Annotated in this window: 21 protein-coding genes; 10 read left to right on the forward strand and 11 right to left on the reverse strand. The window is 44.8% G+C overall.

The annotated features are described in order from the left end of the window. Position 1: 1 nt before the first annotated feature. From H9L11_RS17280 to H9L11_RS17300, 5 genes are all read right to left on the reverse strand, one after another. Positions 2-1,915 (reverse strand): EAL domain-containing protein, encoded by a 1,914-nt coding sequence (locus H9L11_RS17280; protein ID WP_005383568.1) that lies wholly within the window; start codon positions 1,913-1,915, stop codon positions 2-4. Positions 1,916-1,920: 5 nt separating this feature from the next. After that, a complete protein-coding gene (locus H9L11_RS17285) occupies positions 1,921-2,604 on the reverse strand; it encodes a transglutaminase-like cysteine peptidase (RefSeq protein WP_005374561.1) in 684 nt (227 codons plus the stop codon). Between the two features lie 114 nt (positions 2,605-2,718). Next, positions 2,719-4,110: an HlyD family type I secretion periplasmic adaptor subunit gene (locus tag H9L11_RS17290; RefSeq protein ID WP_005374562.1), complete on the reverse strand. Its 1,392-nt coding sequence runs from the start codon at positions 4,108-4,110 to the stop codon at positions 2,719-2,721. Between the two features lie 173 nt (positions 4,111-4,283). Then, entirely contained in the window at positions 4,284-5,507 is a 1,224-nt protein-coding gene (locus H9L11_RS17295; RefSeq protein ID WP_005383565.1) for a response regulator, read from the reverse strand. Then, positions 5,500-7,374, reverse strand: coding sequence for an ATP-binding protein (locus H9L11_RS17300; protein WP_205391313.1), 1,875 nt, complete (start codon positions 7,372-7,374; stop codon positions 5,500-5,502). Before H9L11_RS17300 ends, H9L11_RS17295 begins: the two co-directional genes overlap by 8 nt. A 115-nt stretch (positions 7,375-7,489) precedes the next feature. On the opposite strand from H9L11_RS17300, the gene pdxH reads away from it, so the two are divergent. Next, complete coding sequence (gene pdxH / locus H9L11_RS17305) at positions 7,490-8,125, forward strand: pyridoxamine 5'-phosphate oxidase (RefSeq protein WP_005374570.1); 636 nt, start codon at positions 7,490-7,492, stop codon at positions 8,123-8,125. 73 nt (positions 8,126-8,198) lie between these two features. Here the strand turns inward: pdxH and H9L11_RS17310 are convergent, their stop codons facing one another. After that, a complete protein-coding gene (locus H9L11_RS17310; protein WP_017820063.1) occupies positions 8,199-8,918 on the reverse strand; it encodes a helix-turn-helix transcriptional regulator in 720 nt (239 codons plus the stop codon). 972 nt (positions 8,919-9,890) lie between these two features. Here H9L11_RS17310 and H9L11_RS17315 point away from each other — a divergent pair. From H9L11_RS17315 to putP, 4 genes are all read left to right on the forward strand, one after another. Further along, positions 9,891-10,703, forward strand: a complete 813-nt coding sequence (locus H9L11_RS17315; protein ID WP_025768702.1) for an AraC family transcriptional regulator — start codon at positions 9,891-9,893, stop codon at positions 10,701-10,703. A 406-nt stretch (positions 10,704-11,109) separates the two neighbouring features. After that, positions 11,110-14,241: a bifunctional proline dehydrogenase/L-glutamate gamma-semialdehyde dehydrogenase PutA gene (gene putA, locus H9L11_RS17320; RefSeq protein ID WP_005383560.1), complete on the forward strand. Its 3,132-nt coding sequence runs from the start codon at positions 11,110-11,112 to the stop codon at positions 14,239-14,241. An 11-nt stretch (positions 14,242-14,252) separates the two neighbouring features. Then, positions 14,253-14,960: a 1-pyrroline-5-carboxylate dehydrogenase gene (locus tag H9L11_RS17325; protein ID WP_033906607.1), complete on the forward strand. Its 708-nt coding sequence runs from the start codon at positions 14,253-14,255 to the stop codon at positions 14,958-14,960. Between the two features lie 136 nt (positions 14,961-15,096). After that, on the forward strand, positions 15,097-16,590 hold the full coding sequence (gene putP, locus H9L11_RS17330; RefSeq protein ID WP_005374582.1) for a sodium/proline symporter PutP: 1,494 nt from the start codon (positions 15,097-15,099) through the stop codon (positions 16,588-16,590). Between the two features lie 124 nt (positions 16,591-16,714). On the opposite strand, the gene H9L11_RS17335 is transcribed toward putP, so the two are convergent. Next, positions 16,715-17,248, reverse strand: a complete 534-nt coding sequence (locus H9L11_RS17335) for a GNAT family N-acetyltransferase (protein WP_042522265.1) — start codon at positions 17,246-17,248, stop codon at positions 16,715-16,717. 148 nt (positions 17,249-17,396) lie between these two features. Here H9L11_RS17335 and H9L11_RS17340 point away from each other — a divergent pair, with 148 nt between their 5' ends. Next, entirely contained in the window at positions 17,397-17,636 is a 240-nt protein-coding gene (locus H9L11_RS17340) for an RNA-binding protein (RefSeq protein WP_005374587.1), read from the forward strand. Between the two features lie 91 nt (positions 17,637-17,727). Here the strand turns inward: H9L11_RS17340 and H9L11_RS17345 are convergent, their stop codons facing one another. Continuing rightward, positions 17,728-18,162, reverse strand: coding sequence for a hypothetical protein (locus H9L11_RS17345; RefSeq protein ID WP_054575372.1), 435 nt, complete (start codon positions 18,160-18,162; stop codon positions 17,728-17,730). Positions 18,163-18,180: 18 nt separating this feature from the next. Then, the gene (locus H9L11_RS17350; RefSeq protein ID WP_064376339.1) at positions 18,181-18,714 is read right to left on the reverse strand and encodes a GNAT family N-acetyltransferase; all 534 of its coding nucleotides are present in this window, start codon (positions 18,712-18,714) and stop codon (positions 18,181-18,183) included. Positions 18,715-19,072: 358 nt separating this feature from the next. Here H9L11_RS17350 and H9L11_RS23580 point away from each other — a divergent pair, with 358 nt between their 5' ends. Together H9L11_RS23580 and H9L11_RS17355 are read left to right on the forward strand one after the other, a co-directional pair. Next, the gene (locus tag H9L11_RS23580; protein ID WP_005374593.1) at positions 19,073-19,321 is read left to right on the forward strand and encodes a hypothetical protein; all 249 of its coding nucleotides are present in this window, start codon (positions 19,073-19,075) and stop codon (positions 19,319-19,321) included. 292 nt (positions 19,322-19,613) lie between these two features. Continuing rightward, positions 19,614-20,090, forward strand: a complete 477-nt coding sequence (locus H9L11_RS17355) for an Lrp/AsnC ligand binding domain-containing protein (RefSeq protein WP_005374595.1) — start codon at positions 19,614-19,616, stop codon at positions 20,088-20,090. 103 nt (positions 20,091-20,193) lie between these two features. Here H9L11_RS17355 and H9L11_RS17360 read toward each other — a convergent pair whose 3' ends face one another. After that, positions 20,194-20,901 carry a hypothetical protein gene (locus H9L11_RS17360; protein ID WP_005374596.1) on the reverse strand — a complete coding sequence of 236 codons (708 nt, stop codon included), beginning with the start codon at positions 20,899-20,901 and terminating at the stop codon, positions 20,194-20,196. A 591-nt stretch (positions 20,902-21,492) separates the two neighbouring features. Then, entirely contained in the window at positions 21,493-23,343 is a 1,851-nt protein-coding gene (locus H9L11_RS17365) for an ABC transporter ATP-binding protein (protein ID WP_005374597.1), read from the reverse strand. Positions 23,344-23,747: 404 nt separating this feature from the next. Here H9L11_RS17365 and H9L11_RS17370 point away from each other — a divergent pair, with 404 nt between their 5' ends. Continuing rightward, positions 23,748-24,749 (forward strand): arginine deiminase-related protein, encoded by a 1,002-nt coding sequence (locus H9L11_RS17370; protein WP_033906610.1) that lies wholly within the window; start codon positions 23,748-23,750, stop codon positions 24,747-24,749. A gap of 265 nt (positions 24,750-25,014) precedes the next feature. Continuing rightward, the gene (locus H9L11_RS17375; protein WP_205391314.1) at positions 25,015-26,253 is read left to right on the forward strand and encodes a DEAD/DEAH box helicase; all 1,239 of its coding nucleotides are present in this window, start codon (positions 25,015-25,017) and stop codon (positions 26,251-26,253) included. Positions 26,254-26,284 lie beyond the last annotated feature (31 nt).

A 26,284-nucleotide genomic window follows, 5' to 3' on the forward strand; every position in this document is an offset into this window, starting at 1 on the left:
TTTATTCCTTGTCGACGATGAATCCTTGGAATACCTCAACAAAATGTTCAGTGAGGAAGTCCAACTGGATTTGAGTTTCGATACGCGATGCGATAGTCGTAATACCAAGGTTGTGGGCAGTACGAGAGATCGACGTTAGCGTGAATTTCTGTTTTTCGTCGTGCAAGTTGTGTGTGAATAGGTAATCGAGCTTCACATAGTTCGGGCGGAACTCTTGGATGTATTCCAAAGATTGGAAGTTACGTCCGTAGTTATCTACGCCGAACTCAGCACCTGATTGGCGAATGGCATTACATAACAGTGCTGTGTGGTGAGGCTGATCGATAAAGCATTCCTCTGGAATTTCAAAGTGTAGCTTAGAGGCCACTTTGGCGTGTTTTTCCAGCATGCTAGTTGTCCAGCGAATAAACGATGGTTGAGACAAGCTGCTTTGCGCGATGTTAATCGCGACTGGGTCATTAAGTTCACCACTTTCTAGCATCTTAATCATTGATTCAATGACATACTGGTCAAAGATGTTGGTGGCGTCTAACTGTTCTAGTGCGAATAGGTATTGATTCGCACGATACGTTTCACCATCTTTTTCGATGCTTGAAAATACTTCGTTGTGGAATACTTTACCCCATGTGTTTTTCGCAGCTTGGAAACGGAATTTAACCCAATCACTATGAATGGCTTCTTCAACCAACGCTTTCCATTGCTGTTTACCCATCAAACTAGAAGGTGTATCACTGCCAATGAAGCCGTATGGCTTGTCTGGTTGCGCTTTGGCTTTCGATAGTGCGTTGTCCACCATCGAGAGGATTTCAGAGCGCGTTTTCTGATCTTTGCTGTGTGCAACCCCTAGTGACGCTTTAGGTTTTGCTAAGCCTGTTGGGTCAGTATTTAGGCCGTTCACACAATTGACGATGCTGTCCGATAAAATGCGTAACTCGCTCTCATCCATATGAGGGAAAAGCAAGCCGAACTCATCACTAGACAAGCGAGCAATAGTGGCACCCGGTACATCAATGGTGTTTTTCAAACGTTGAGACAGTTCTTTAACGTGGGCATCTGCGCGTTGGTAATCTTTGGTCTCGTAAATGTCCCCAATGTATTCAGCATGGAGTAGCGCGATACCCCCTTGCGTTTGCTCTGCAAGCCATTGGTCGATTTGGTTGATGTAGAATGAGCGGTTACCCAATTTAGATATAGGATCGAGGTAAGCCTGAGCACGCAGACGTTGCGCCTCTTTGGCTTGCTCTTTGAATGATAGCTCGATTTGAGCAGACATCATGTTAATGCCATCTACCACCGCGATAAGATCTTTGGTTCTTGGACGAGCAAGCGGTTCACCAAATTGGTTATTCGCGATTTCATGCATTTTATTTACGATGGCCGTTAATGGTTTTAGCGAGCGACGTAGGATGTATGAAATTGCCACTAAACCAGCTAGAAAAATAACACTGAATACAGACAGCAAGCCAATAAAACCTTGCCAGAGCTGCTCGTAAGCTGCGCCTGGGTGGCTAATGATTTCTACTTCGGCGAGCTGCATCCAACCACTGGTCACAACACGCTTATCGTGAATCGCTTTAAATAGATTCATGTCGATAAACCATTGTGGCACCGTACTTGGTTTAACTGGGTAAGTACGCACGATCTGGTAGTCAGAATCTAATGCTGTAAGACGAACAACGGAGTAGGTGCTGCCGTCAAACAGAGCATTAATCACGGACTCAACCGCGACTTTATCTTTGTCCTTTAGGTAAGGAGCCAGTGCCAAACCTACGGTGTTAATAGTGTTGTTGACCTCTGAACGTTGCTGTTGCTCCAAGCTGTCTCGAGTCGTGTTGAATTGGATTACGAATACTGATGCCAACAAGAGTATAAAGACCGTAACCATCCCCACCACAAGCTTCTTATATAGGGTCATGTTTCTCACTCGTCATAGTTAATTTTAGGTTTATTTAACTGCAACTTACGTTCGCGCGAGCGTAAGTCATTCCAAAGGCTCAACCGTGATGCTTTCCCTGCCAGCTCTCCAGTGCTAGCAGATGACTTCATCAACCACAGGTTTGTACCATTAAAACTGTATATCGGTAGCAAGTCGCTACGCTTAGAGGCTCGGACAATGTCAGGATTGATATTATCGAGAATGAGCGGCTCAGAACTTGGGGTAGGGTAGTAAGCTAATACCATGTGAAACTGATTCAGTTCGATGGCTTTTACGTATATTAACCGCATCTTTGAATCTGGTATTCCTAGCTCGAGTAAAGAGAAGTACTTAGCAATAGTGAAATCTTCACAGTCTCCTGCGTTACTCCCTAAAAATTCGAGTGGCGTAGCCCAATAATCTGTCTTTCCCCACAGTTTTATGTCGTCAACGAAATACAGCTGATTAAAAAAGTCGTTAACGCCAGCGAGCTGTTCATGAGTCTCTAATTGTTTAAATAAGTCGAGGTTCTTTCGCCATGTATTTACGCGCAATCCCGCACGTTCGCCGTACACCGCTGTGACCGTATTGACCCATCGTTGTTCTTTACTGTTCAGCGCACCAAGTTGGAACGACAAACAACTTAAGCTGATTAATAATGTAACTTTACGCTGCAAATTGGATCGCATATTCGACTCGTATCACAAGTATACTCTTCTAGAGAGTTCGTCAGTGAGAAATAAGTGCTTTTTATTTAATCACTTATCGCTCAATACTCCCTATCGCGAGTATCTTAATGTGGTTTACTCCTTCAAGGCGTTCGTTTTGGCACTTAAAATCGGTTTAAGTAGATATTCCAAAACGGTTCGCTTCCCTGTGATGATATCGACCGATGCTGTCATTCCTGGAATGATTGGTAAATCTGCATCTTGACCAAAGTTTGTTTTTTCGGTGCGTACACGAACAATGTAGAAGCTGTTGCCTTCTTCATCTTGAGTGGTATCCGCGCTGATATGTTCCAACTCTCCCTCTAAACCGCCGTACTTTGTGAAGTCGTAAGCTGTAAATTTCACGATAGCATGAAGATCTGGGCGTAAAAATGCGATGTCTTTTGGCGCAATTTTCGCCTCTACCAATAGTGTGTCTTCTGTTGGTACGATCTCGACGATATCCATACCAGGTTGGATAACACCACCGACAGTATTGATGTTCAGTGTTTTGATTTTGCCTGTTACTGGCGAATTCACAACCGTTCGGTTTACTCTATCTTCCAAGCCCACCGCTGATTCAACCAAGGCAGATAACTGGTCTTGGGCGCTGTTGAGTTTCTCTTGCTGTTCAGAGCGGAATTTGAGTGCAACATCAATACGGTTGAGCATGGATTCTCGAATTGCTGATTGCAATACGGGAATTTTGAGCTCACTGGACGTCATTTCACGACGGGTATCGTTGACTTGGCGCTGTAATTTGAGCAGTTCAATACGAGGAACAACGCCTTCGTCTGCCAAAGGTTTGGTGATATCGAGTTCTTTTTTCGCGTATTGGTAGCTTTGACGCAAGTTCCTTACTCGCGCTTGGATCTCTACCAAGTCCTGCTGCTTTTGCTGCACTTGTTGGTCAATAACAGAAAGTTGGTTGCGCAAATTATCTAGATCTTCGCGATATTCTGCTTTTTGACGCTGTGTGAGTTGAGGTCGAGTCTCTTCCAAGGTTGGTGGGAAGGTCAGTTTACCGTAATCAAGTAGTACACTTTGACGCCAGTTTTCCGTTTCAAAATCACGATTAACGGCAACACTGTTAATAGAAGCGGATAGTTGCAGCACAGATGCGGTAAGGTTGGCAACTTGTTGCTCACGTTCACGAAAATCTGAGCGAAAGCGGGTGTCATCAATAAGCAGTAACTGTTGGCCTTTTTCAACCAACTGACCTTCTTTGACCAAGATTTCTTTGACTAAGCCACCTTCTAAGTTTTGGACTACTTGTATCTGTGAGGAGGGAATCACTTTGCCTTGACCAACCGTGACTTTGTCGATTTCAGCCCAAGATGCCCAACCTATTGCTGCAATGAAAAATAGCACCATAACCCAGAGCATAAAACGCGCGCTGTTGGGGGTATTGAGGAGCAATGCTGCAGTTTTGTCATCAACAAAATCCAACTCTTCATCGTTGAGTTTGTTGTAGTTATCTCGGCTCATCACAGTCCCTGCTTATATAATTACGGATTATCTTTTTGATCTTATTATTATTAACCGATCATGTCAGCATGCTCGGCTAATAAAATATGAGAAGAGGGTTATTCTCTCTTCAAATGAGCTTTCTTACACTTTCTAAATCAAACAAAAGCATAATTAGCGCCGGAGTATAGCTATTACGCCTTGAACTTGGCTTTATCCAACTGATGTTTTTTTAGTTTGTCGTACAAGGTTTTGCGTGATACCTGTAATTCTAGTTGAACCTCTTTGAGTCTGCCGCGATGTCTTTGCAATGCATCGAATAACAAGCAATATTCAAAGTATTCTGTGCGCTGAGTCATACTCTGAATTTCAAGACTTTTCTCACTGTTCCAATCTTCCATTCTAAAAGTATCTGGCTTGAGGGCACGAAGTTCAGCAAATTGGCGTAGCTGCTTAACGTTTTCTGGCCATTCGAGACTGGTGAGGTGTTTGACCTCTTCTAGGCTGATATGTGGCGGCTGTAACTGATATCGACTCGCTGTGTGGCGCACAAAATGCTTGTATAAAGGCCCTATATCTTCCTTTCTTTCATCGAGCGTCGGTAAGTGAATTAGAGTCGCCAGGGATTTTAGAGGTGGCTCGGCTTGGGTGGTCGCGCCAAAAACACGTTCAAGTTTTGGGTGCTTGAACAAGTATTCCCATTGCTCAAATGATACATGCTCTGCGCTATGTAAGTACAAACTGCAGTGGCGTTTTCCTTCACTTAAGCGGTGTATGGCTTTGTCGAGCGCTTCTAATGAAAGCTCATAGAGGTCTTCACCAGAAGCGGCGATTAGCTCACTATCTGGTGTTGCATGTATGTCGTGGGCAAATTGTGCAGCGAGTCGCCGACCCGTACCATCTTGACCTACAAAAATGAGCGGCTGGCTTGTAGGCGCACTGATCAAGGCGCGACGAATGCTCACCATGGCCTTACTGTGACCAATCATTTTCGGACCAACATGAGTTTGCATGTCGAGCTCTTTCTTAAGCCAGATGTTTTCTTGCAACAAGTTCAGTTTATCGCTGGCATTGTTGAGCGATTTCATGAGCTGTTCCGTTGAAAACGGTTTTTCTAGAAAGTCGTACGCGCCGCTTTTCATCGCATCTACCGCGGTTTTCACATCTCCATGTCCAGTAAGTACGATGAATTGAAAGTGATCGTTTTTGCTTCGCAAAGTTCGCATAAACTCCAAGCCATCCATCACGGGCATATGGATATCGGTAATGATAATCGCAGGTGTATTTGAGTCGATTACGCGTAAGGCTTCTACTGCGTTTGGTAAGCAGGTGACGTCTATCCCTTCAATCAGCAGGGCTTGAGACACGGCATCACGAATGTGTGGTTCGTCATCAACAAAGAAAACTGGGTTATTCATGGTCGTTTTCCACTTCTGGGGTACGTTTATTCTGATTGACTATTGGTAGCGTCACGATAAAGGTCATCCCTCCTGCTTGTTGTTCTGTGTTCTGATGTTTATAGGCACAGAGGGAGCCGTGATAGCTCTCTATAATCCGCTTGGAGATTGTTAAACCTAATCCTAAGCCCTCTGGCTTAGTCGTAAAAAATGGATCAAAGATTTTTGCTAGGGCTTCGTCTGACATCCCTGGTCCGTTATCGGAAACAAGAATGTCGCAACTGTCATCATGACACTGAACAGCAATGGATATTTGCGGATCGATACAGTGGTTTTCCATCGCTTGTGCGGCGTTGTGGAAGAGGTTTATCAGCACTTGTTCTAATTCAACGCTGTGAATGGCCAGCTTCACATCATAGTCGATGGCCGGAACTTTTAGTGTTACTCCTTGCTTAATAAGCTTGTTGCTCAAAATGCTGGTGGCAGTATGTACCGCGTCGTGCAGTACTGAGATTTCATTGTGTGAATCGTGCGTGGTTTTCCGAGTAAAGACTTTTAAGCGGGCAATGACTTCCGAAATGGTGTCATTAAGTGTCAGCATTTTGCCCAAATTGTCGGCGACCATTGGGTATTTTTCCATTGCCAACAAACGCTGCGAGTTTTCGGTATAGGTTCTTAGTGCGGAAAGTGGCTGATTTATCTCATGATTAATACTGGCTGATAGCTCGCCCAACAGTGCCAATTTCGCGGCTTGCGTCAGTTCTTGTTGTGTTTGTTTAAGCTCTTGTTGGCTTTGCTCATATTGGCGGATGGTCTGTTGTAGTTTTTGGTTGGCTTCACTCAGAACTAGTGTCCGTTGCACTACTTTTTCTTCTAGGCTCACATTGAGATGAGCAAGGCGTGCTTTGTTAACTAGGGTTTGGAACCACGCTAACGCAATTAGAGCAATGAGCGCATATAAGATCAGGAAGACGATATCGGCCTGTAAAACGGCGGCAAGAACGCTGTTGTGGTTAATTAAGGCAACGACGCGAAACCCTTTATCCAATAAGTGTGTTGCGTATGCGAGGTAATTCGGTGATAGAAGCAATTGATTGTCATCAAACTCCGTGACACCACTGTGCGCCGTCAACTCACCAAAATATTCGGGCAAGGTATCGCCATATTGACGCGTTTCGGTAAGTTCAATTATTGCACTCGATGACAGTGGGAAAAGTGCACGATAGCGCCAGTCTGGTAAATTGCTCATAAACACGACATTGTGTTTATCTGTAATGAGTACGTCTGTCGTGGTTTGCGAAAGGCGCTGTTCTAATTGCTCCAAATTCACTTTTACTGTGATCACGCCAACGACTTCCTCATTTACCCACAGCGGAGATGAGAAGAAGTACCCACGTTTATTCGAGCGTACGCCTAATCCAACGTATTGAGCGGGCTCACCGCGTCGCGCATTTTTAAAATAGGGGCGATAGCTAAAGCTAGAGCCGACAAACGTATCTTCTTGCTGAAAGTTACTTGAGGCAATGACTAACCCGGTGCGGTCATGAACGTAAATCGTATCGGCCAAACTTTGCTTCAACCAATCTGATAACAGTAGGTTGAGCTCTTGAGAGGGCGTTCCGCGCTCTACTGCTTTGAGTAGTCTTGGGTCGTGACTTAATAGGTTTGGTATCTGTTCAAACTTTGCCAGTTCGTAGTCCACTTCTTGTGACACTTGCGCGGCTTGTCTCTCTAGCTTTTGTTGCCATTGATCATGTTGGTATTGAGTTGCGTAATGATGAGTAAGCGCAAGCCCTGAAATGCCAACGGCACACAGTAGCAGTAAAAAATGACGTAGGGCTTTGGGGTTGAGTAAGTTCACGATCAGCTCACTGGTTTTTTGTGTCATGGTATCAAATGACGCACTGTGATGCTGTGAGCGGCAACGATAACAAGCACAATGATGTCCTTGTATTTCCTCAGTATCGGGAGCACAATCGACAAAAACGAGTGAAGGAGTAAAGATGGAACTTGCTGATATTCGTCGTGAGTACACCAAAGGTGGGCTGCGTCGTAAAGATTTGAAAGCTGATCCTATTGATCAATTTAATCTGTGGCTAGAGCAAGCAGTTGAAGCGGGTTTAACGGACCCGACTGCGATGACAGTTGCAACGGTTGATGAAAATGGCATGCCGTTTCAACGCATTGTTCTATTGAAAAACGTCGACAAAGATGGTTTTGTGTTTTACACCAACCTAGGCAGTCGCAAGGCCCAGCAGCTAGAGCATAACAGCAATATTAGTTTGCACTTCCCTTGGCATCCGTTAGAGCGCCAAGTTCATATTACTGGTGTGGCTGAAAAGCTTACCGCCGTAGAGAATATGAAATACTTTACTTCTCGTCCCAAAGAGAGCCAGTTGGCCGCAATCGCGAGCAAACAAAGTAGCCGTATTTCTGCCAGAGGTGTGTTGGAAGGTAAGTTTTTAGAGCTAAAACAGAAGTTTGCTAAGGGTGAAATACCAGTACCAACCTTTTGGGGTGGCTTTCGCGTAAAACCAAAGAGCATCGAATTTTGGCAAGGTGGCGAACATCGCCTTCACGATCGTTTTCTTTTCTCCCAGCATGATGGAAGTTGGGACATTGATCGTTTAGCGCCATAGGCTTATGGTCCCTCATGAATAAACAAACACCGCCGAATTGGGGCGGTGTTTTTGTAGGTAGAAGCGATGCGAATTATCGCTCTCCATTCAACACAACCGATAATTGATGCTTAAGCAGCGTTTTGGGTACAACAGAGCCGTAGCCTGCTTCCATTGCTTTATCTATTAGCTCGTTCTTGCTGTTCGCTGCAAACTTATTACGTAAGCGTGCGACGTGACCTTCAACGGTTTTTGTTGATATGCCCATGACCTGAGAGATAAATTGAGGCTTTTTGCCATAGAGCAAGAGGAAAAGTGTTTCTTGCTCGCGGCATGTGAGCTTCTCTGGTTTTGGTTGTAAGTCAGAAAAACGAAAGATGGATTGTTGATTTGGGTTGGTACTGATTGCACGACAAACCCAATACCCGACTTCAATCACGGCGGTGTCGGTGAGTTCTCTTCCGTAGAAAATGGTGCCTACGATGTCGCCTTTGTCATCTCGCCACGGTGTTTTAGTAAATATATGTGCTCGCCAGCGGCCATCTGGATAAGGGTGGATATCCAGAATTTTTAGTGACTCGCCAGTTTCGAGAACGTGTTTATCTTGGCGTTGAAATTCTTGCGCGCATTCAGTGGTTGGGCTGGCCATATCAAAATCAGTTTTACCCAAGCACTCCTCGGGCGACGTGTGCCCTAACAGTTCTGCGTATTCCTGGTTTACGTATAGGAATACCGAATCTTTATCTTTGCATCCCCAACAACCTGGTAGCTGTTTAAGGAGGGATTGTTCTATGGTATCGACTGAAATATTCACAAAAGGACTCACTACATACTGCTTTTACCAATACAGAGACGTCCGTGTTACATGGCTCGTATTGATGTTGCCAAGTAGGCAGTTACGTTGCTAGAACACGTTCGTTGATTGGCGCTCAATCCAATTAAATTCATGGTGTTCGATGTTTTCGTCAGGTAGTCATAGACAACGACGAAATGGAACGAAGAGTTTAATTGGGAAAATGGTCTGTTTCATTACAGATATGTGCGCTCACGGATGTCCGCCTAATGTTCGGCTTACAACTCGTATCGTCCTTGATCATGCTTCCTACAACTCAGTTGTAATGTGGTTGACGTTCATATCACTTGTGAGTGAAAGAGCAGCACCTAAGCATAGGAGAGGGACAGTGAGACAAAAGCTATGATATCAGCTTATGCCATTGTTTTCATTGTTGAGAAGCGAAAAAAAAGCCAGCCTGAAGACGGGCTGGCAACACAAGATATAATCTTGTCGACGTGTAGAAGAGGTTCTAAATTACCTAGCGAGGGTCTGCTAAGTAAGTTAGAGGTATCAATGAGATACCGAGAGCTTTAGATCGTATGCATCTTAAAGCTCGATAACTAATGTATTGAATCAGAAGCATATTAGTAAGGGGGGAAATCCCTCTATGTTGAGTTTAAGCGTGGGTTTCGATCCGTTTCAGGGACGACCTATCTAATATGGAGCACGATGTTTTACAAAATAACGGATTGTTCGGTAATAAGGATCTTTACATTGATTGATTATGTATACGTAAGGTGTTGCATATCTATCCGTTTTTGTTAATAAAATTGGTTGCTCACTGACCGTAAATTAACCTCGCATGATCATCGTTCCGGAACTATGATCATGTAAATGAACTTGATCATGCTGATTTGATCTTGTCGATTGAGTTGGGTAAAAGTTGCAACCCAACAAAGAAGGTATATGATGCGAAGACGTAAGCTGACCGTGTAAAGACGACTGTTTAAAATGAGTGATTCAGATAACCAAAAAATCCTTTCATATCAAGAGATTATGTTGCCAAAGCCGGCGGAGCTGATCACACTTCCGTCTTATATGGATTGCCACGATCATTCTTATACGCAGATCGTGATTGGTTTAAAAGGGCAAGCCGAATTTGAAGTGCGCGGGCGAGGTAATCTTGTCGGCCCTGGTCAAGGTTGTGTGGTTACCGCATGCTCTGATCATGCTTTCGGTGGCGTCATCAATCAATCGGATATTTTGGTGCTGAATATGCCCAAACCGACAAATGATGATCCCGAAATGCTTCAAAAAATCAATAACCTGGAGAGAGACCATGTCTACTTCCAGTTAGATAGTCAAATTCAGAAGCTGATACAGATGTTGGTTCAGGAAATGCGAAACCATCCGGATGACCTGCTGTTAAGTCGTGCGTGTAACGACACTGTGATTGCGTTAATGCAGCGCCATATCTCGGCATTTGAGACCAGTCGAAAAGAGTCGCGCTTTGATTTGGAGGCGATTGATCGTTACATTGAGCAGCACCTGAGTCATAAGATTAGTGTGGCTCAATTGGCCGGGCGAGTGTTTCTTGGGGAAAGTCAGTTCCATTGCTTGTTTAAAGAGCAGATGGGGATTACACCTCATCAATATGTTCTCGGAAAGCGAATCGACATGGCTCGTGAATTAATCGAGCAAGGGCACCTTTCTTTAGGGCAAATTGCCGAGTTTACTGGCTTCTCAAGCCAGAGTACTTTTACTCATACTTTTACTCGCTTACAGGGAATATCACCTTCCCGTTATAAAAAACAAGTTGGATAACAACGCGTTTTTTTAGGTCAAATAATCATCAATCAGAATGAAGCCATGCACTATGCATGGTTTTTTTATGTTTTATTCACGTGACCTATCTCTCGTTTTTTTAAATTCTCTGTTCTTTGCAGTGGTTGATATGCCACTTGATCCTACATTTTCTCTTAGAACGAGCTCTTCACAAAAATCTTATTGATATTCTTGATATTTTGTTGTGAATGCAATGAAAAAATTAAAATTTACAACACAAAATATTACCTATTTGAATGTGACTATGTGGATGTTTTGTTATAAAAGCGAGTTTTTGGCAAAAATGTCGTAGTTTTTGACAAGTATTCTTATCGGCCTCAAAATACACTGCCAGCCATTGATAATCCTCGAAGCGGTTTTCGAGGAGTGAGATTGAGGAACACACATGTTTACAGCTACGAACGTGTTGACACCGGAATTTATCGGGCAGCCGCTTGATAAGTTGTGGTCACTGATCTCGCCATTATATATGGTGGACGAGTCTCAATGGCTAGAGCAACTATTGCCACTAGCGACGCCGACAGAGGATGAAAAATCGGCGATCACTACCCAAACGACCCACCTTATCGAAGCCATTCGTGCCGATAAGAAGTCAATCCAGATGATTGATGCTTTATTGCTGGAATACAGCTTAGATACTCAAGAAGGTATCTTGCTGATGTGTCTTGCAGAAGCATTAATGCGCATCCCAGATGCCGCGACAGCAGATTCTTTGATTAAAGATAAGTTGAGTGTCGCAGACTGGAAATCTCACCTGAAAAACTCTGACTCTGTGTTTGTTAACGCATCAACATGGGGCCTCATGCTAACAGGTAAAGTGGTTGGTCTTGGTGAGCAAGGCACCCAGAGCCCAGGTCAGGCTGTAAACCGTCTGGTAAATAAATTCTCTGAGCCTGTGATTCGTAAAGCCATGTATCAGGCAATGAAGATCATGGGTCACCAGTTTGTTCGTGGTCGTACGATCGAAGAAGCGCAAAAGAACGGTCGTCCAATGCGCGACAAAGGTTTCACCTACTCATTTGATATGTTAGGTGAGGCGGCGTTAACTACAGCGGACGCGAACAAGTACTTCAAAGATTACCTAATGGCGATCGAAGCGGTAGGTCGAGAAACTTACGGCAATGACACCAGTCCAGCGCCTTCGATTTCCATCAAGCTTTCTGCATTACATCCGCGCTACGAAGTCGCAAATGAAGAACGTGTAATGACAGAGTTGTATGACTCACTAATGCAACTACTAAAACGTGCTATTGAAGTCGACGTTGCAATCACAATCGATGCAGAAGAGGCGGATCGCCTTGAGCTTTCTCTGAAGCTATTTGAGAAAGTGTACCGTAGCGATCTTGTGAAAGGTTGGGGCAAGTTTGGTTTGGTTATTCAAGCCTACTCAAAACGTGCGCTACCAGTCTTGGTGTGGCTAAATGCACTCGCAAAAGAGCAAGGTGACGTTATTCCTCTGCGTTTGGTTAAAGGCGCGTACTGGGACAGCGAAATCAAGTGGTCTCAACAAGCGGGTTATGCAAATTACCCAGTATACACTCGCAAAGAAGCGACGGACGTTGCATACCTAGCTTGTGCTCGTTTCCTACTTAGCGAAGGGGTTCGCGGTAATATCTACCCACAATTTGCAAGCCACAATGCTCACACGGTGACGGCAATTGCTGTCATGGCGGAGCACAAAGAATACGAGTTCCAGCGCCTGCATGGTATGGGTGATTCACTGTATAACCATGTTATGAAAATGTACGGTCAGCCAGTACGTATTTATGCTCCTGTCGGTAGCCATGCTGATCTTCTTCCGTACTTGGTTCGTCGTCTGCTTGAAAATGGTGCGAACAGCTCGTTTGTACACCGTCTAGTTGATGCGCGTTGTCCGATTTATGAGTTGACCCATCACCCTGTGGATGTGTTGACGGGTTTTGACACGCTACACAACGACAAAATTCCATTGCCTGCCGATATTTTCCCTGAGCGTAAGAACTCATACGGCGTCAACATTGACATCGACAGTGAAGCGAAGCCATTTGAAGCTCAGGTCGAAAGCTTCATGGACAACCAGTGGGTTGCAGGCCCGATGATCAATGGTGAACGCTTTGCCGAAAGCATGATCAAGGAAAATGCGGCTGAGATCATCACCGCACCATACGATCGCCGAATTGAAGTCGGCAAAGTGGCATTTGCAACTCTTGATCACGTTTCCGCTGCAATTGATGCGGCGCAAAGTGCTTTCTCTGATTGGAAAGGTGTTCCTGTTGAGCAAAAAGCGGCTTGTTTAGAAAAGCTTGCTGACTTAATGGAAGAAAATCTGGCTGAGCTGGTGGCGATTTGTCACAAAGAAGCGGGTAAAACGATTCACGATAGCATTGATGAAGTTCGTGAAGCAGTGGATTTCTGTCGTTATTACGCGAAACAAGCGCAAAACCTACAGCCATTTGAGCTAGAAGGCTTTGATGGTGTGAAACGCATTTCTAGCCGTGAAGGTCTTGGTGTGTTTGTGTGTATTAGCCCTTGGAACTTCCCGTTGGCTATCTTCCTTGGTCAGGTGACGGCAGCACTGATTGCGGGTAACACAGTGGTTGCAAAACCTGCTGAGCAAACAAGCTTAATTGCCGCTCGCGCTATTGAACTAATGCTTGATGCTGGCTTCCCTGCAGGTGTGATTCAGTTACTTACTGGTCGCGGCGCTGAGATCGGTCATGCACTGACTTCTCATGATGCTATTGCTGGTGTGGCATTCACTGGCTCAACGGCAACGGCGCAACGCATTAACGTTACGCTCGCGGAGCGCAGCGCGAAACCAGTTCCGTTTATTGCGGAAACAGGTGGCCAAAACGCAATGATTGTGGACAGTACTGCATTGCCAGAGCAGGTGGTGCGTGATGTGATTCGTTCGGCGTTTGCATCTGCAGGTCAGCGTTGTTCTGCCCTTCGTGTTCTATTTGTACAAGAAGATGTAGCAGACCGTATGATCAACCTGATTCAAGGTGCGATGAATGAGCTGCATGTTGGTTTACCTTACCTACACAAAACGGATGTTGGTCCGGTTATCGACAGCAATGCAAAACAAAAACTCCTTGCTCACCTTGAGCAAATGAGCAAAACACAGACTAAAGTCGCTCAGCTACAGCTGGATGAATCGTGCCAGCATGGTGACTTTGTCTCACCAAGTGCGTTTGAAATCTCGGGCATCGATGTGCTGAAAGAAGAACAATTTGGTCCAATCTTGCACATTGTTCGCTTTAAAGCGTCTGAATTACCGAACGTGGTTGCGCAGATCAACAGAACGGGTTTTGGCTTGACGATGGGTATCCATAGCCGTAACGAAACCACGTACCGTTGGATTGAGAAACATGCACGAGTAGGTAACTGCTACATCAACCGAGACCAAGTTGGCGCTGTGGTTGGTGTACAGCCGTTTGGTGGTCAAGGCTTGTCGGGTACTGGCCCGAAAGCTGGTGGTCCACACTACCTATTCCGATTTACTCAACATCTTCTTGCTCAAGCAGAAAACGCATAAGGAGTCGCATTATGGTTCATCAGATCACCTATTTTAAAGATGCATTCTCTGCGTGGGAGCAGTGGAATCTGACTGATTTTGATTACAAATGCGAGCATGTTCTGGCATTTAAATCTGCACTAGAAGGGCAGCAGTCTACCGTTGCCAAAGTGGTTTCTTACCACTTGCAACAAGCATCAGCTCTTCTTGCAGAAACTCACCAGTTAGTTGGCCCTACAGGGGAAACTAACGAACTGTATGCCGCAGGACGCGGTGTGGCTTTGGTGATTTGTGAAAACAACATCGAGCCTGCTGATAATGCGTTATACAGTGCTTTTGCGATGATCACCTGTGCCTTAATTGCAGGAAACAGTGTGGTCGTTTGCAGTGACAATGCAGAGCTAAACCAATTGGTTAAGCAAGCTGTAGCGTTGGCAAACTTCCCATCTAACTTAGTCCAGGTTGTTGCGTACGATGCGTCTGCCCCGTTGCTTGAGAGCGATGTACGTAGTGTGGGTTATGTTGGGCGTTTACAGATTGAGCATGCGCTCAATCTTCAACTAGCTAAGCGTGACGGTGCAATCGTCGGCTTAGTTTCTGAAACGGATTTAGAGTCACCGAAATTGGCTCATGATCCTCATCTCTCGTTGCGCTTCATTACTGAGCGCACTCGAACGATAAATATTACCGCGGTGGGTGGTAACGCAACTCTACTCGAGTTGGGGAACGAAACTCACTAACCTGACTTGTAATGCCAATCTGGAGTAACTGGACTGAGAGCCGGTCCAGATTGGTTTTTTATACTCTGATGTATTGCTGAGACGGTAAAATATCAGGGCAGGCAAGGAAGGAAATAATTATAACGAGGACTATCTAATGATAGAAAATAGCTTTGCTATCACGTCCACTTTTGTGGCGTATTTACTGATTATGGTTGCTATTGGCGTTTACGCGTATAAGAGGACTTCCAATTCATCTGACTACTTCCTAGGTGGCCGTAGCCTAGGTCCGTGGCCTGCTGCATTATCTGCAGGTGCTTCAGACATGAGTGGTTGGTTGCTGCTAGGTTTGCCTGGCTATGCGTACGCTGCGGGTATCGAGGCCTTCTGGTTAGCCGGCGGTCTACTTCTTGGTACATGGGCAAACTGGCTCATCAGTGCAAAACGCCTACGTACCTACAGTATCCAAACTGACGCGCTAACGTTGCCAGAGTTCCTGTCACGTCGCTTCAACGATAAGTCGAAACTGATTCAGACAATCTCTGCGTTTTTCATTCTTCTATTTTTCCTTTTCTACACCAGCTCAGGTTTGGTCGCAGGGGGCAAACTGTTTGAGACGGTATTCGGTCTAGATTATACCTACGCTGTTATCATCGGTACGGTGTGTGTCGTTTCTTACACATTATTCGGTGGTTTCCTAGCGGTATCTTGGACTGACTTAGTGCAAGGTCTGCTAATGGCGGCTGCGCTAATGATTGTTCCTATAGCGGTAATGGACGGTGGTTTAGGTCAGCTAAGTTCTGATCTACATGACATCAACCCAGAACTTGCAACGCTATGGAATGACGCGAAAGGCGAACCATTATCTGCGATTGCCATTATCTCTCTAGCGGCGTGGGGCCTTGGTTACTTTGGTCAGCCACACATCCTAGCGCGTTTTAAAGCGTCTCGTTCAAACAAAGATCTAACGACTGCACGTCGTATCGCAGTGATTTGGACGGCACTATCTATGGTTGGTGCAATGCTTGTTGGTCTTGTTGGTCTGGTTTGGGTTACGGGTCATCCGGGTACTCAACTAGAAGACGGCGAGAAGATCTTCATGCTATTGGTTAACGCAGTATTCCACCCTGTCGTTGCGGGTATGTTGTTAGCAGCAATCCTAGCGGCGGTAATGAGTACCGCTGACTCACAGCTCCTTGTTTCATCTTCAGCGCTTGCAGAAGATTTCTACAAGCAAGTATTCAAGCCAGAAGCGTCTTCTGAAGAAATCGTAATGATTGGTCGTATCGGTGTTATCGTTATTTCGCTTGTTGCGCTATTCCTAGCGATGACGCCTGATAGCTCAGTACTTGGTCTTGTATCTTACGCTTGGGCTGGTTTTGGTGCGGCATTTGGTCCTGCGGTTGTACTTAGCCTTTACTGGAGCGGTATGAACCGTAACGGCGCGTTAGCAGGTATTCTTGTTGGTGGTATCACTATCGTGGTTTGGAAGCAGCTAACTGGCGGTTGGTTTGATGTGTACGAAATCGTACCGGGCATCATCTTCTCTACGCTTGCTATCATTGTGGTAAGTAAAGCAACGGGCGGTGCTGCGCAAGACGTGTTAGACCAACACCAGTCGTTCGAGAAAAAACTGGTTGAACTAGACTAGTAACTTCCCGTATATGAACACAAAGCCCGCTATTTTAGCGGGCTTTGTTTTATCTGAAACTTAATTAACGTTAATGGTGGTAGCTTGAGATCAAAGCTTAGCATTGCTCGGTTAGATTGGAGTGTTAGTCGCGACGAATTTTGGCGTAAATAACGGTGTTACTCAACTCTCCCGATGTAGTTAGACGTTCGTTTCTGAGCTCTCCTTCGAACTCATAACCACAGCGCTCGGCTACAGCCCGGCTCTTTTGGTTGGTGCTATCAGCATGAATTGCGATTCTCTTGGCGCCCAAGTCATCAAACGCATAGCGCTCAACTTCGAGCACAGCCTCGGCTACATAACCATTGCCAACGGCAGCATTATCTAACCAATAACCTATCTCAAAGGATGGTACGTCGGGATCTCGAATCATCAAGCCGACCGCACCCAGTAAGCGATCGCTTTCCTTTTCAATCATGTAGTAACGCAGCTCTTCTTCGAAGTTTTCAAAGTTTGCGATGGCTTTCTCTGTCCCTTCTATCATCGCTTCTAATGTAAGCACATGAGGCACCCACGGCAGATAGACTTCGAGAGTCTTTTGGCTGCGAACGACAGCTTGATGCGCCTCTTCGGCTCGTTCTAAACAAGCAGGGATGAGTTTGAGACGTTTCGTTTCCATGCCGACTCTCCTATGGGTGAAAAATGAGCGGAAAATCATTTAAACAGATGTACTTAGAATGATCTAGTCAACGCCGTCATATTATTCACTTGGTTTGCCAGAGAGAAACTGAGAGAATCGAACCGTTATCAAACCAACTAGGTTCATTATGAAACTTTTAGTAAGAAACTTGGCTCGTCACATGACCGAGCAAGATATCCGCAAATTATTCTCAGCGTACGGCAAAGTAGAACTGTGTTCGCTAGTGCTTGATCAAGACACGGGTTTGTCGAAAGGCTTCGGTTTTGTCATCATGCCGGACGAAGCAGAAGCCATTTCTGCTCTTGAAGCACTGAATTTGACGAACGTAGAAAAAAGCAAAATTCGCGTGAAAGTCGCACAAGACTAACACAGAGAAAAGCCAGCGTTATTGCTGGCTTTTTTGTCTTTCTATTTAGAGACCAAATTGGCAACATTCTAGAATGTCTTCTCTTTTCGTTTTAGCGAGATTGATCATCAATTCTCTCTTCAAGTTGTTTCATTAAATCCTTTAACTGTAGAGAATCGAAATTGTCTGAATTCGGCACTTGGTAAGCGTCGTTGACTGTGTAGAGCATCAAACTTTTGCTAGAGAAGAACTCTTTCTGTATTTGGACTTTGACAATGTCATCAAGAGGTAGACGGAAGTAAACCGTTGAGCCCTGGCGGTACTTCAAGGTGTTGGTGCTTGCATCGATATCTAGCGTTTTAGGATTGAACGCGCGGCGCGTGAAGTACGTTGAGAGCAGTTTCAATCCTATTATTGTGAGTGCTACGAGTCCAAACTCGACGACCTTGTCTGCTAGGTAGGAAAAATAGAACAGCGACAACAATACAGTTCCTAACAAGAAAGGGTTGTTCTTGGGCAGATTTTGTGAAGTTTCATGGATGATCATCCGACATATCCCTCGACTTTATTCAGAAGCGACGAACGTGAGTTGGTAGACACAAACCTTTCGTTCTTTGCCTTGCATGCGCAATGTTTTGTCACCGATGTAAGGGATATTTAGTTTTTGGATCACTGATTTAGAACGCTGATTGTCCATCAAATGCATCACGGTTATTCCGTTTAACTCAAAGTGCATTCGAGCAAATTCGAGTAAGGCTTTGGAGGCCTCGAATGCATAGCCTTTCCCCCAATGTGGCACGCCAACCCAGTAGCCTAATGTACCGTAGCCCTCTTCGATACGCGGTAAACTCACTGCACCAAGTAACTCCCCAGTGTTTCGCAAGGTAATAGCGTACGCCACGCCTTGATGCTGCTGATACATCGGATCGTGCCTATCTATCCATGCTTGCGCCATCGGTCGCTCATAAGGATGAGGGATGTTTGCTGTCATGTCGGCAATTCGCTTATCTCCAGCGAGTAAAGCCACTTGTTGGCAGTCATCGATATTGAATGGCCGGAGGACGAGTCTTTCGGTAGTGAGAATCGGTTGTATCGTCATGCATTTCTTCCTTGATGAGACGGCTATAGCTGCTAGCAACTGGTTTGCGGGGTAAATCGAGATAACAAGGCGTCTCGAAAGCTCGATCTAGCCAGCTGTAAAGTTGTCATGCGCCTTACTAAATAATAAGCCCGAACAATTGCTTATGTGTAATGTGTCGTATTATTACACACATAAGCACGTTTGCTCATATTGATGGTACAAAAGTTGATGTCTGACCAATGTCTCAGTTTTTTGATACTTTCGTTCAATTTTTTGAAGATAGGGCACAAAAAATTAAAGGAGCTTTTTAATTGTGGAATTATTTTGAACAAAATATGTCAATTGTCAGTAGGACGAAAAAGTAGGGAGAAGAGAAATGCCGGATATATATTGCGCAGCTTGTAGAAAATCAACGCAACATAAAGTGATTATGAAGCGTTGCGAGCCTCAGTCTGTTGACTCGTTAACAGGCAAAATGGTGAGTTTTACACAGCTGATGGCGAAATTTGTATCAGGTGAACATTATTACGAGATGGAGCCTCAATACTACTGCCGTTGTTGTAATCATCGTGCAATTGGAGAGGTTGTTCCACATCCTACACGGCATACATCGGCCGCACTCTAATTCTGAGTGATAGCCATGATTAATGGCTAAATAGGGCAGTGTTGCCCGAACGACATATCTATACAGGCGTGTCATGCGCTTTCAAATTTGCGACTCCGCGGGAGCCGCTAGGTTGCTTTTTCTCTTCATATCACGGTTACTAAGTGAGCGGCAATAATCATAGCTCTTTCCCTCCTTCGTTGTTTTCTGGTTATTCTCTGCTGAATTTCACATGCTGTGCATTTGATGGTTTGCAATTGTTTGAGCAACGATTAATGTGATGCTTTCTAAGTGGTTACAAGGAAGTGGGTTAATGAGTTATCAATTGGACCGGATTGATTTACATATTTTGAGAGTGCTTCATTCGAGAGGCAGAATTCCGGTTGTAGAACTAGCAAAGCTGATTAACTTAACGACTTCTCCATGTTCTGATCGTGTAAAGCGGCTAGAAAAAGAAGGGTATATCAATGGTTATCATGCGGAGTTGAATGCGGAAAAGTTGGGGCTGGATGTGCAAGTATTCATCCATATTCGTTTAGACCAAACCAGTTTTTCTATTTTTGAAAAGTTTGCGAAAGCGGTGGAATTGATGCCTGAAATTGAAGAGTGCTACTCGCTCTCTGGAGATTTCGATACCATGATAAAAGTTCGTGTTAAGAGCATGAAAGCGTATCAGGAGTTTATGTCGAGCAAGTTAGGCACGCTTCCGGGCGTGATTCAAACTCGTAGTGAAGTGGTCATAGAAGAACATAAAACGGGATTTGGTGTTAATCCCGAGCTCCTTGGTTAGGCGAGGCATGTGTTGAGCCTCCTTATTTAGCGTGGCTTGGTATATTACTTTTTCTCGATTAAAAAAGGAGCCGAAGCTCCTTTTTTAATAAATCGGTGAGCGATTATGCCCCGATAAAGGTACTGATGACGCCAATTAAACCACCAAAAACACCGCCCCAAACGACTAGCCAGCCAAGGTGTTCTTTGATCATCTTTTGCACCATTTCTTTAACTAATGCCGGTGTTAATTCGCTTAAACGTTGATCGATGATACCTTCAATGTTCTGCTTTATCTCATCCATCATTGCAGGAGATTCGAATTGCTCTTTCAGTGCTTCTTTGATGTTATCGCTCTTGCTCAACTCAATGATGGATTCTTGCATCTTTTCGACGAAAGGTTGGCGCATGGGTTGTAGCGCTTCCGAGCCGCCAAACATCGCTAGCATGCCACCAAACTGAGAGCCTTCAATTACTTCCACTAGGGAATCAAATGCTGGATTTAAATCTACTTTCTCAATTACTGGTTGAAGATCGATGTTCACACCGCCCGCCATTTCTTTATTCAAGAATCGGTCAATGTTCGCTTCAGTAAAAAACTGTTCCATCATCAGGTTTTTGATAGCCAGTTTAAACTCTTCAAATCGCGCGGGGATCACGCCAGAACCGTATAATCCAGGCACTTTCTCAAACAGCATATGGATGGCAAGCCAGTTGGTGATGGCGCCTGAGAACGCAAACAGCCCTGCATACCAAAGATAGTCGTTTTGTAATTGATGACCTCCAGCCATCAAAGCGATAGCGAGGACATTCGTTAGCAAACTTTTGTTCATAGTGACCAGTTATATATGAATATCGGAAAGAATAAGTGGGCCTGATTCTATACCTAAGTCACATTAAGATGCTAGGTTTTGCCGTGATGAGTAGTCTTGTAGCGAAGGGAAAAAAATGAATGCTCGGAAAAACAAAACCCGACAATCATTGTCGGGCCACTGCTTTTTCTTAGAAAAACTAAGATTCTATTTTTAATTTTAGATGCGGTAGATCTTACAACAAAGTTGGCATTTCCATCTTTCTGAGTAGCCGAATAGCTTGTCAGCCCAACTTGGTTTGAGTTGTACGATCTGCATTGAACCACATTTACACATAAGCTAATTACCTTATTGTTAATATAATAACTAAGCCATCTATTGAGTATAGCTGTTTCTCAAAAAGTGAAATGACAAATGAAGACGGCTCAATACTCTGTATTGTGTTCATTGCAATGGATACGCAACGAGGCGGTATATTAGCAGAAAAAGTGTGAGCTTTATCATGGAGAGTGTTTCATATATGAGAAACCACAATGGCTATATGAGCATCTAGCCATGGATTAAAATAAAAAACGGCGCTTAAAGCGCCGTTTTTATTGAGCTTATCACTCGTTAAGAAGCGTGTTGATTGTCTAGTTCTTCAGCGATAAATCCGCCAGTTTGATGCGCCCAAAGCTGGGCGTAAATGCCGTTATTCGCAATGAGTTCTTGATGAGAACCTTGTTCAACGATGCTGCCTTTATCTAGCACGATGAGGCGATCCATTTGTGCGATGGTCGATAATCGGTGAGCGATAGCAATAACCGTTTTCCCTTGCATTAATTCATTCAAGCTTTCCTGAATCGCCGCTTCGACTTCTGAATCCAGAGCCGATGTTGCTTCATCCAATACCAGCAATGGTGCGTCTTTGAGTAGCACACGAGATATTGCGATACGCTGACGTTGGCCGCCAGACAGTTTCACACCACGTTCACCAACTTGCGCATCGTATCCGACATTACCAAATGGGTCGGTCAGAGTTTCGATAAACTCATGGGCATGCGCTTGCTTAGTGGCTTTCAGCAAATCTTCTTCTGTCGCATCTGGATTGCCATACAAAATATTGTCACGAATTGAACGGTGTAGCAGAGAAGTATCTTGGGTCACCATACCGATCTTTGAACGCAAAGAGTCTTGTGTGACTTCTGAGATGTTCTGTCCATCGATCTTAATGCTGCCGTCTTCGACATCGTGGAAACGAAGTAACAAGTTCACCAAAGTCGATTTTCCGGCGCCGGAGCGCCCAACCAAGCCTACTTTCTCTCCTGGTTTGATGTTGAGATCGAGATGGCTAATTACGCCTTTGTTCTCACCGTAATGGAAGCTGACGTTATCAAAGTGAATGCCTCCTTCAGTGACAACCAAGTCTTTTGCACCTGGTTTATCTTTAATATCAATAGGCTTAGAGAGTGTTTTCATTCCATCGACAACGGTTCCCATGTTTTCAAAGAGGGCGCCAACTTCCCACATTATCCACATCGACATACCATTTACGCGTAATGCAAGACTAACAGCAATCGCAATCGCGCCAACGCTAATGGCACTATCCAACCACAGGTAAATAGATAAAGCAGCAACGGAAAAGACCAAAATATAGTTTGAGATCTCTACAGCGACGTCGAAGCCGGTCACTAGGCGCATTTGACGATAGACCGTATTCAAAAATCCTTTCATGCCTTGCTCGGCATATTGGGTTTCGCGCTGGCTATGAGAAAACAGTTTGACGGTTTGAATATTGGTATAACTGTCGACGATGCGCCCTGTCATTGTCGAACGTGCATCGGCCTGTGCTGAAGCGACGTCTTTGAGCTTAGGGACAAAATAGATTTGGATAGCGATGTAAGCGAGTAGCCAGACAATCATTGGGATCATCAAACGCCAGTCTGCCGTCGCTAACATAATGATCATGCTGGTGAAGTAAACCGTAACGTAAACAAACACATCCATAGCTTTCATCACGGTTTCGCGCACAGCTAATGAGGTTTGCATGACTTTCGTTGCGACTCGGCCTGCAAAATCATCTTGATAGAAGTTCAAGCTTTGATTGAGCAAATACCGGTGTGCAAGCCAGCGGATAGACATTGGGTAGTTGCCCAATAACGTTTGATGAACGAGCAACGAGTACAAGATCACCAATATAGGCATGACAACCAGCAATAAGGCTCCGTAGAAAATCAAATCCGATTTGTTGTCTTGTAAGAACGTTTCTGGATTGCTGGTAGACAACCAATCAACCAATTGTCCCATGGCGCCAAACAACATTACCTCAACAACAGCCACAATTGTGGCCATCAAAGACATGATGATCAAAGGCTTTTCATAACCACGAGTGTAATAACGCAGAAAAGCGAACATCCCTGAAGGAGGCTGATCCGGTGTAGATTTGGGAAACGGCTCTGTAAAGCCTTCAAATCGTTTAAACATAACTCATCCTAAAGTTAAAACAGTGCCATTTGGGGTGGCTAAATCCATCGATTCACGCTGCTTTGGACGAAACCGCGTGTATGAGAGTTTTTTGCCTGCTCCTCGATAAAGCAGACCGATTGACGAGAGGGGCGAAAAAATAGTCTAACCGATTGTGTCTTAAATGTAACTAGTTGGTTATGAGTGTGATTGTCTATGGTTCTGATTCTTATGATGAATTCTTATCATGTTCATCGTGGTGCCATAAAAGCTTAAACCTGCAAAGTGACAATAAAATTTAAGGAAAAATGAACTTAATGCAGCAAAAATTACTTTTGGGCAATTAAATTAATTGTCAAAACAGCAAAACTGAAGTTAACAATAAATTTACAATCTCCTCATTCTAGTGATAAGGAATGTATTGGATGCTATTACACGAATCAGTGACCCAATTTGCTAATGGGAAAGAAGAAAGCACGCAAAGTGCTCAGCGCCAAACCGCAAACTGCGTAGTGATGGTGCCACCGAAAGAGTTTCGTTTTAATGAAGAAACCGCACAAGATAATGAGTTCCAACATAAAGTGTCACTCAGCCAAGAAGAAGTCTCACGTCGAGTAATGGCCGAGTTCGCGAGTATGGTTGCAACGCTGCGTCAAGAGGGCGTTCAAGTTGTTGAGTTTGATTATCCAACTTCAGATGTTGCAACGCCAGACGCGGTATTTCCAAACAATTGGTTTAGCACTACGCCAGATGGCACGTTGTACACCTTTCCAATGGCCTGTGAAAACCGTCAAAAAGAAGTACGTCCCGATGCACTTGTGGCAGCACTAGCGCAAGCAGGGCGAGAAGTTCATCGACGCAGCAGTCTAACTGAATATCTTGACGAGCAAGCGTATTTAGAAAGCACGGGTGTGATGGTGTTTGACCACCTAAATAAAACGGTCTACGCCGCACTCTCACAACGTTGTGATCGTCTGGTTTTAGAAGATTACGCCGATCGTATTGGCTATGAACGAGTGATTTCTTTCCAAACTCGTTTGCCGTCTGGTGCGCCGATTTATCACACCAATGTGATGATGGCGGTTGGCGAACAGTTTTGCGTGATTTGTGACGAAGTGATCCCAGAATTTGAGCGTCGTTTTGTAATGAAGTCACTCGCCAAAGACAAGCAAGTCATCTCAATTTCGCTTGATCAGATGAACCAGTTCTGCGGTAACATTCTGCAACTAGAAACGATCAACGGCGACAAGGTGATTGCGATGTCGCAATCGGCGTACGATGCATTCTCACCTGCACAAAGAAAGCAATTGGCAACGCACGGTAAATTGCTGCCATTCGACGTTTCTACCATAGAATCTATTGGTGGTGGTTCGGTTCGTTGCATGTTGGGTGAAGTGTTCTTACCGAATCGTAAAGCTGTGCTTTAATAAACTGCACATTTCTTTTCAGCCGCAGTGAAAGGCTGACGAAGCGTTCTCTTCAAGGGTTTTTAGCCGTTAGCTCTGTGGCAGTACAGACTAACGGCTTTATTGCGCTTTTTTGTTTTCTGACGATTTGCGTAGGCGACGCTTGGTTTAAGCGCCTAAAATAGGATGGTTCACCTAGCAGATTGTGGTAAAGTCCGCGCCTGCGTTTTACCGCATCTTCATTATTTTTATTGCTTCTTCAACCCAAAGTACAAGGTTTTCGTTAATGCCATTTTCTACTCTCTCATTGAGTTCTGAGCTGATTCACGCACTGCCAAAAGACTTCAAGAAACCGACCGATATTCAAGCGTTGGCCATTCCTGAGCTGTTGGCTGGTCAAGATCTATTGGCTTTGGCAAATACAGGCAGCGGCAAAACCCTTGCTTATGGTTTGCCTTTGTTGGAAAAGCTGGGTGTCAATCCAGAGCAAAAAGCGCTGATTCTTGTGCCAACTCGTGAGCTGGCAATGCAAGTGAGTGAAGCAATTAACCAAGTTGGTCAAGTTCTTGAACTCAACGCAGTGTGTTTGTGTGGCGGCGTTGATAAAGAGCAACAACAGCAGGCGCTAGCGACAAATCCTCATATCCTTGTCGCGACGACAGGTCGTTTGGTTGATCTGGCAAAAGACGGTTTAGACTTAAGCAATATCCACTACCTAGTGCTGGATGAGGCGGATCGTTTGTTGGATATGGGCTTTTGGCCTGACGTGCAAAATATTGCGGGGCTGATTTCAAACCAGCGTCAAACGGCAATGTTCTCGGCTACGTTTTCAGATGAGTTAAAGGGCAAAGCGAAGCTACTCATGCAGGCACCAAAGCAAGTCTCAGCGCATCAAGAAAACAGCACAAATCAAGACATCGTTGAAACGTTGTATTTGATCAATAAAGGCAGCAAAACCAAGGCGTTGATTGAACTTATCAAACAGAATGCTTGGACGCAGGCATTAGTCTTTATTGGTGCGAAAGAGAACGCCGATGGCTTAGCGAAGAAGCTGAATAAAGCGGGCATCTCAACCAATGCGCTGCATGGCAATAAGAGTCAAGATGAGCGAGAAGAAGCACTGGCGCAGTTTAAATCTGGGCAAATTCAGGTGTTGATTGTCACCGATCTACTAGCGCGCGGCATTCACATTGAGCAATTGCCTGTAGTGATCAACTTTGAACTGCCAATGCATGCAGAAACTTACGTTCACCGAGTAGGACGTACCGCTCGCGCAGGCGAACAAGGTGTGGCGGTGTCATTGGTTTGTCATGGTGAAATGGACGCACTAAACGCGATTCGTCACCTGACTCAACGTGCATTGCTAGTGCAAGATCTGGTTGGTTTTCCAGTAACGGATAAGCCATCAACTGGCGAGAGCAAACGCGCGCCACGCGATAAAAAAGCCAACCGCCGAACTCATGCTAAGAAGAGCATTAAGCAGTTCCAAGGTAAGTCGAAACGCCCAGCCCCGAGTGCGAAGTAAACCAAAAAAACACGCTCTGGCGGCATAGTCG

The organism is Vibrio sp. sp1 (assembly GCF_016920955.1).
Taxonomy (GTDB): Bacteria; Pseudomonadota; Gammaproteobacteria; order Enterobacterales; family Vibrionaceae; genus Vibrio; species Vibrio alginolyticus.

Coding starts and splice junctions, on each gene's coding strand:
- H9L11_RS17315 (WP_025768702.1), top strand. CDS start 9,891: ATGAGTGATTCAGATAACCAAAAAATCCTTTCATATCAAGAGATTATG.
- putP (WP_005374582.1), top strand. CDS start 15,097: ATGATAGAAAATAGCTTTGCTATCACGTCCACTTTTGTGGCGTATTTA.
- pdxH (WP_005374570.1), top strand. CDS start 7,490: ATGGAACTTGCTGATATTCGTCGTGAGTACACCAAAGGTGGGCTGCGT.
- H9L11_RS17350 (WP_064376339.1), bottom strand. CDS start 18,714: ATGACGATACAACCGATTCTCACTACCGAAAGACTCGTCCTCCGGCCA.
- H9L11_RS17285 (WP_005374561.1), bottom strand. CDS start 2,604: ATGCGATCCAATTTGCAGCGTAAAGTTACATTATTAATCAGCTTAAGT.
- H9L11_RS17335 (WP_042522265.1), bottom strand. CDS start 17,248: ATGGAAACGAAACGTCTCAAACTCATCCCTGCTTGTTTAGAACGAGCC.
- H9L11_RS17375 (WP_205391314.1), top strand. CDS start 25,015: ATGCCATTTTCTACTCTCTCATTGAGTTCTGAGCTGATTCACGCACTG.
- H9L11_RS17345 (WP_054575372.1), bottom strand. CDS start 18,162: ATGATCATCCATGAAACTTCACAAAATCTGCCCAAGAACAACCCTTTC.
- H9L11_RS17370 (WP_033906610.1), top strand. CDS start 23,748: ATGCTATTACACGAATCAGTGACCCAATTTGCTAATGGGAAAGAAGAA.
- H9L11_RS17325 (WP_033906607.1), top strand. CDS start 14,253: ATGGTTCATCAGATCACCTATTTTAAAGATGCATTCTCTGCGTGGGAG.
- H9L11_RS17360 (WP_005374596.1), bottom strand. CDS start 20,901: ATGAACAAAAGTTTGCTAACGAATGTCCTCGCTATCGCTTTGATGGCT.
- H9L11_RS17355 (WP_005374595.1), top strand. CDS start 19,614: ATGAGTTATCAATTGGACCGGATTGATTTACATATTTTGAGAGTGCTT.
- H9L11_RS17280 (WP_005383568.1), bottom strand. CDS start 1,915: ATGACCCTATATAAGAAGCTTGTGGTGGGGATGGTTACGGTCTTTATA.
- H9L11_RS17365 (WP_005374597.1), bottom strand. CDS start 23,343: ATGTTTAAACGATTTGAAGGCTTTACAGAGCCGTTTCCCAAATCTACA.
- H9L11_RS17300 (WP_205391313.1), bottom strand. CDS start 7,374: ATGACACAAAAAACCAGTGAGCTGATCGTGAACTTACTCAACCCCAAA.
- putA (WP_005383560.1), top strand. CDS start 11,110: ATGTTTACAGCTACGAACGTGTTGACACCGGAATTTATCGGGCAGCCG.
- H9L11_RS23580 (WP_005374593.1), top strand. CDS start 19,073: ATGCCGGATATATATTGCGCAGCTTGTAGAAAATCAACGCAACATAAA.
- H9L11_RS17340 (WP_005374587.1), top strand. CDS start 17,397: ATGAAACTTTTAGTAAGAAACTTGGCTCGTCACATGACCGAGCAAGAT.
- H9L11_RS17295 (WP_005383565.1), bottom strand. CDS start 5,507: ATGAATAACCCAGTTTTCTTTGTTGATGACGAACCACACATTCGTGAT.
- H9L11_RS17290 (WP_005374562.1), bottom strand. CDS start 4,110: ATGAGCCGAGATAACTACAACAAACTCAACGATGAAGAGTTGGATTTT.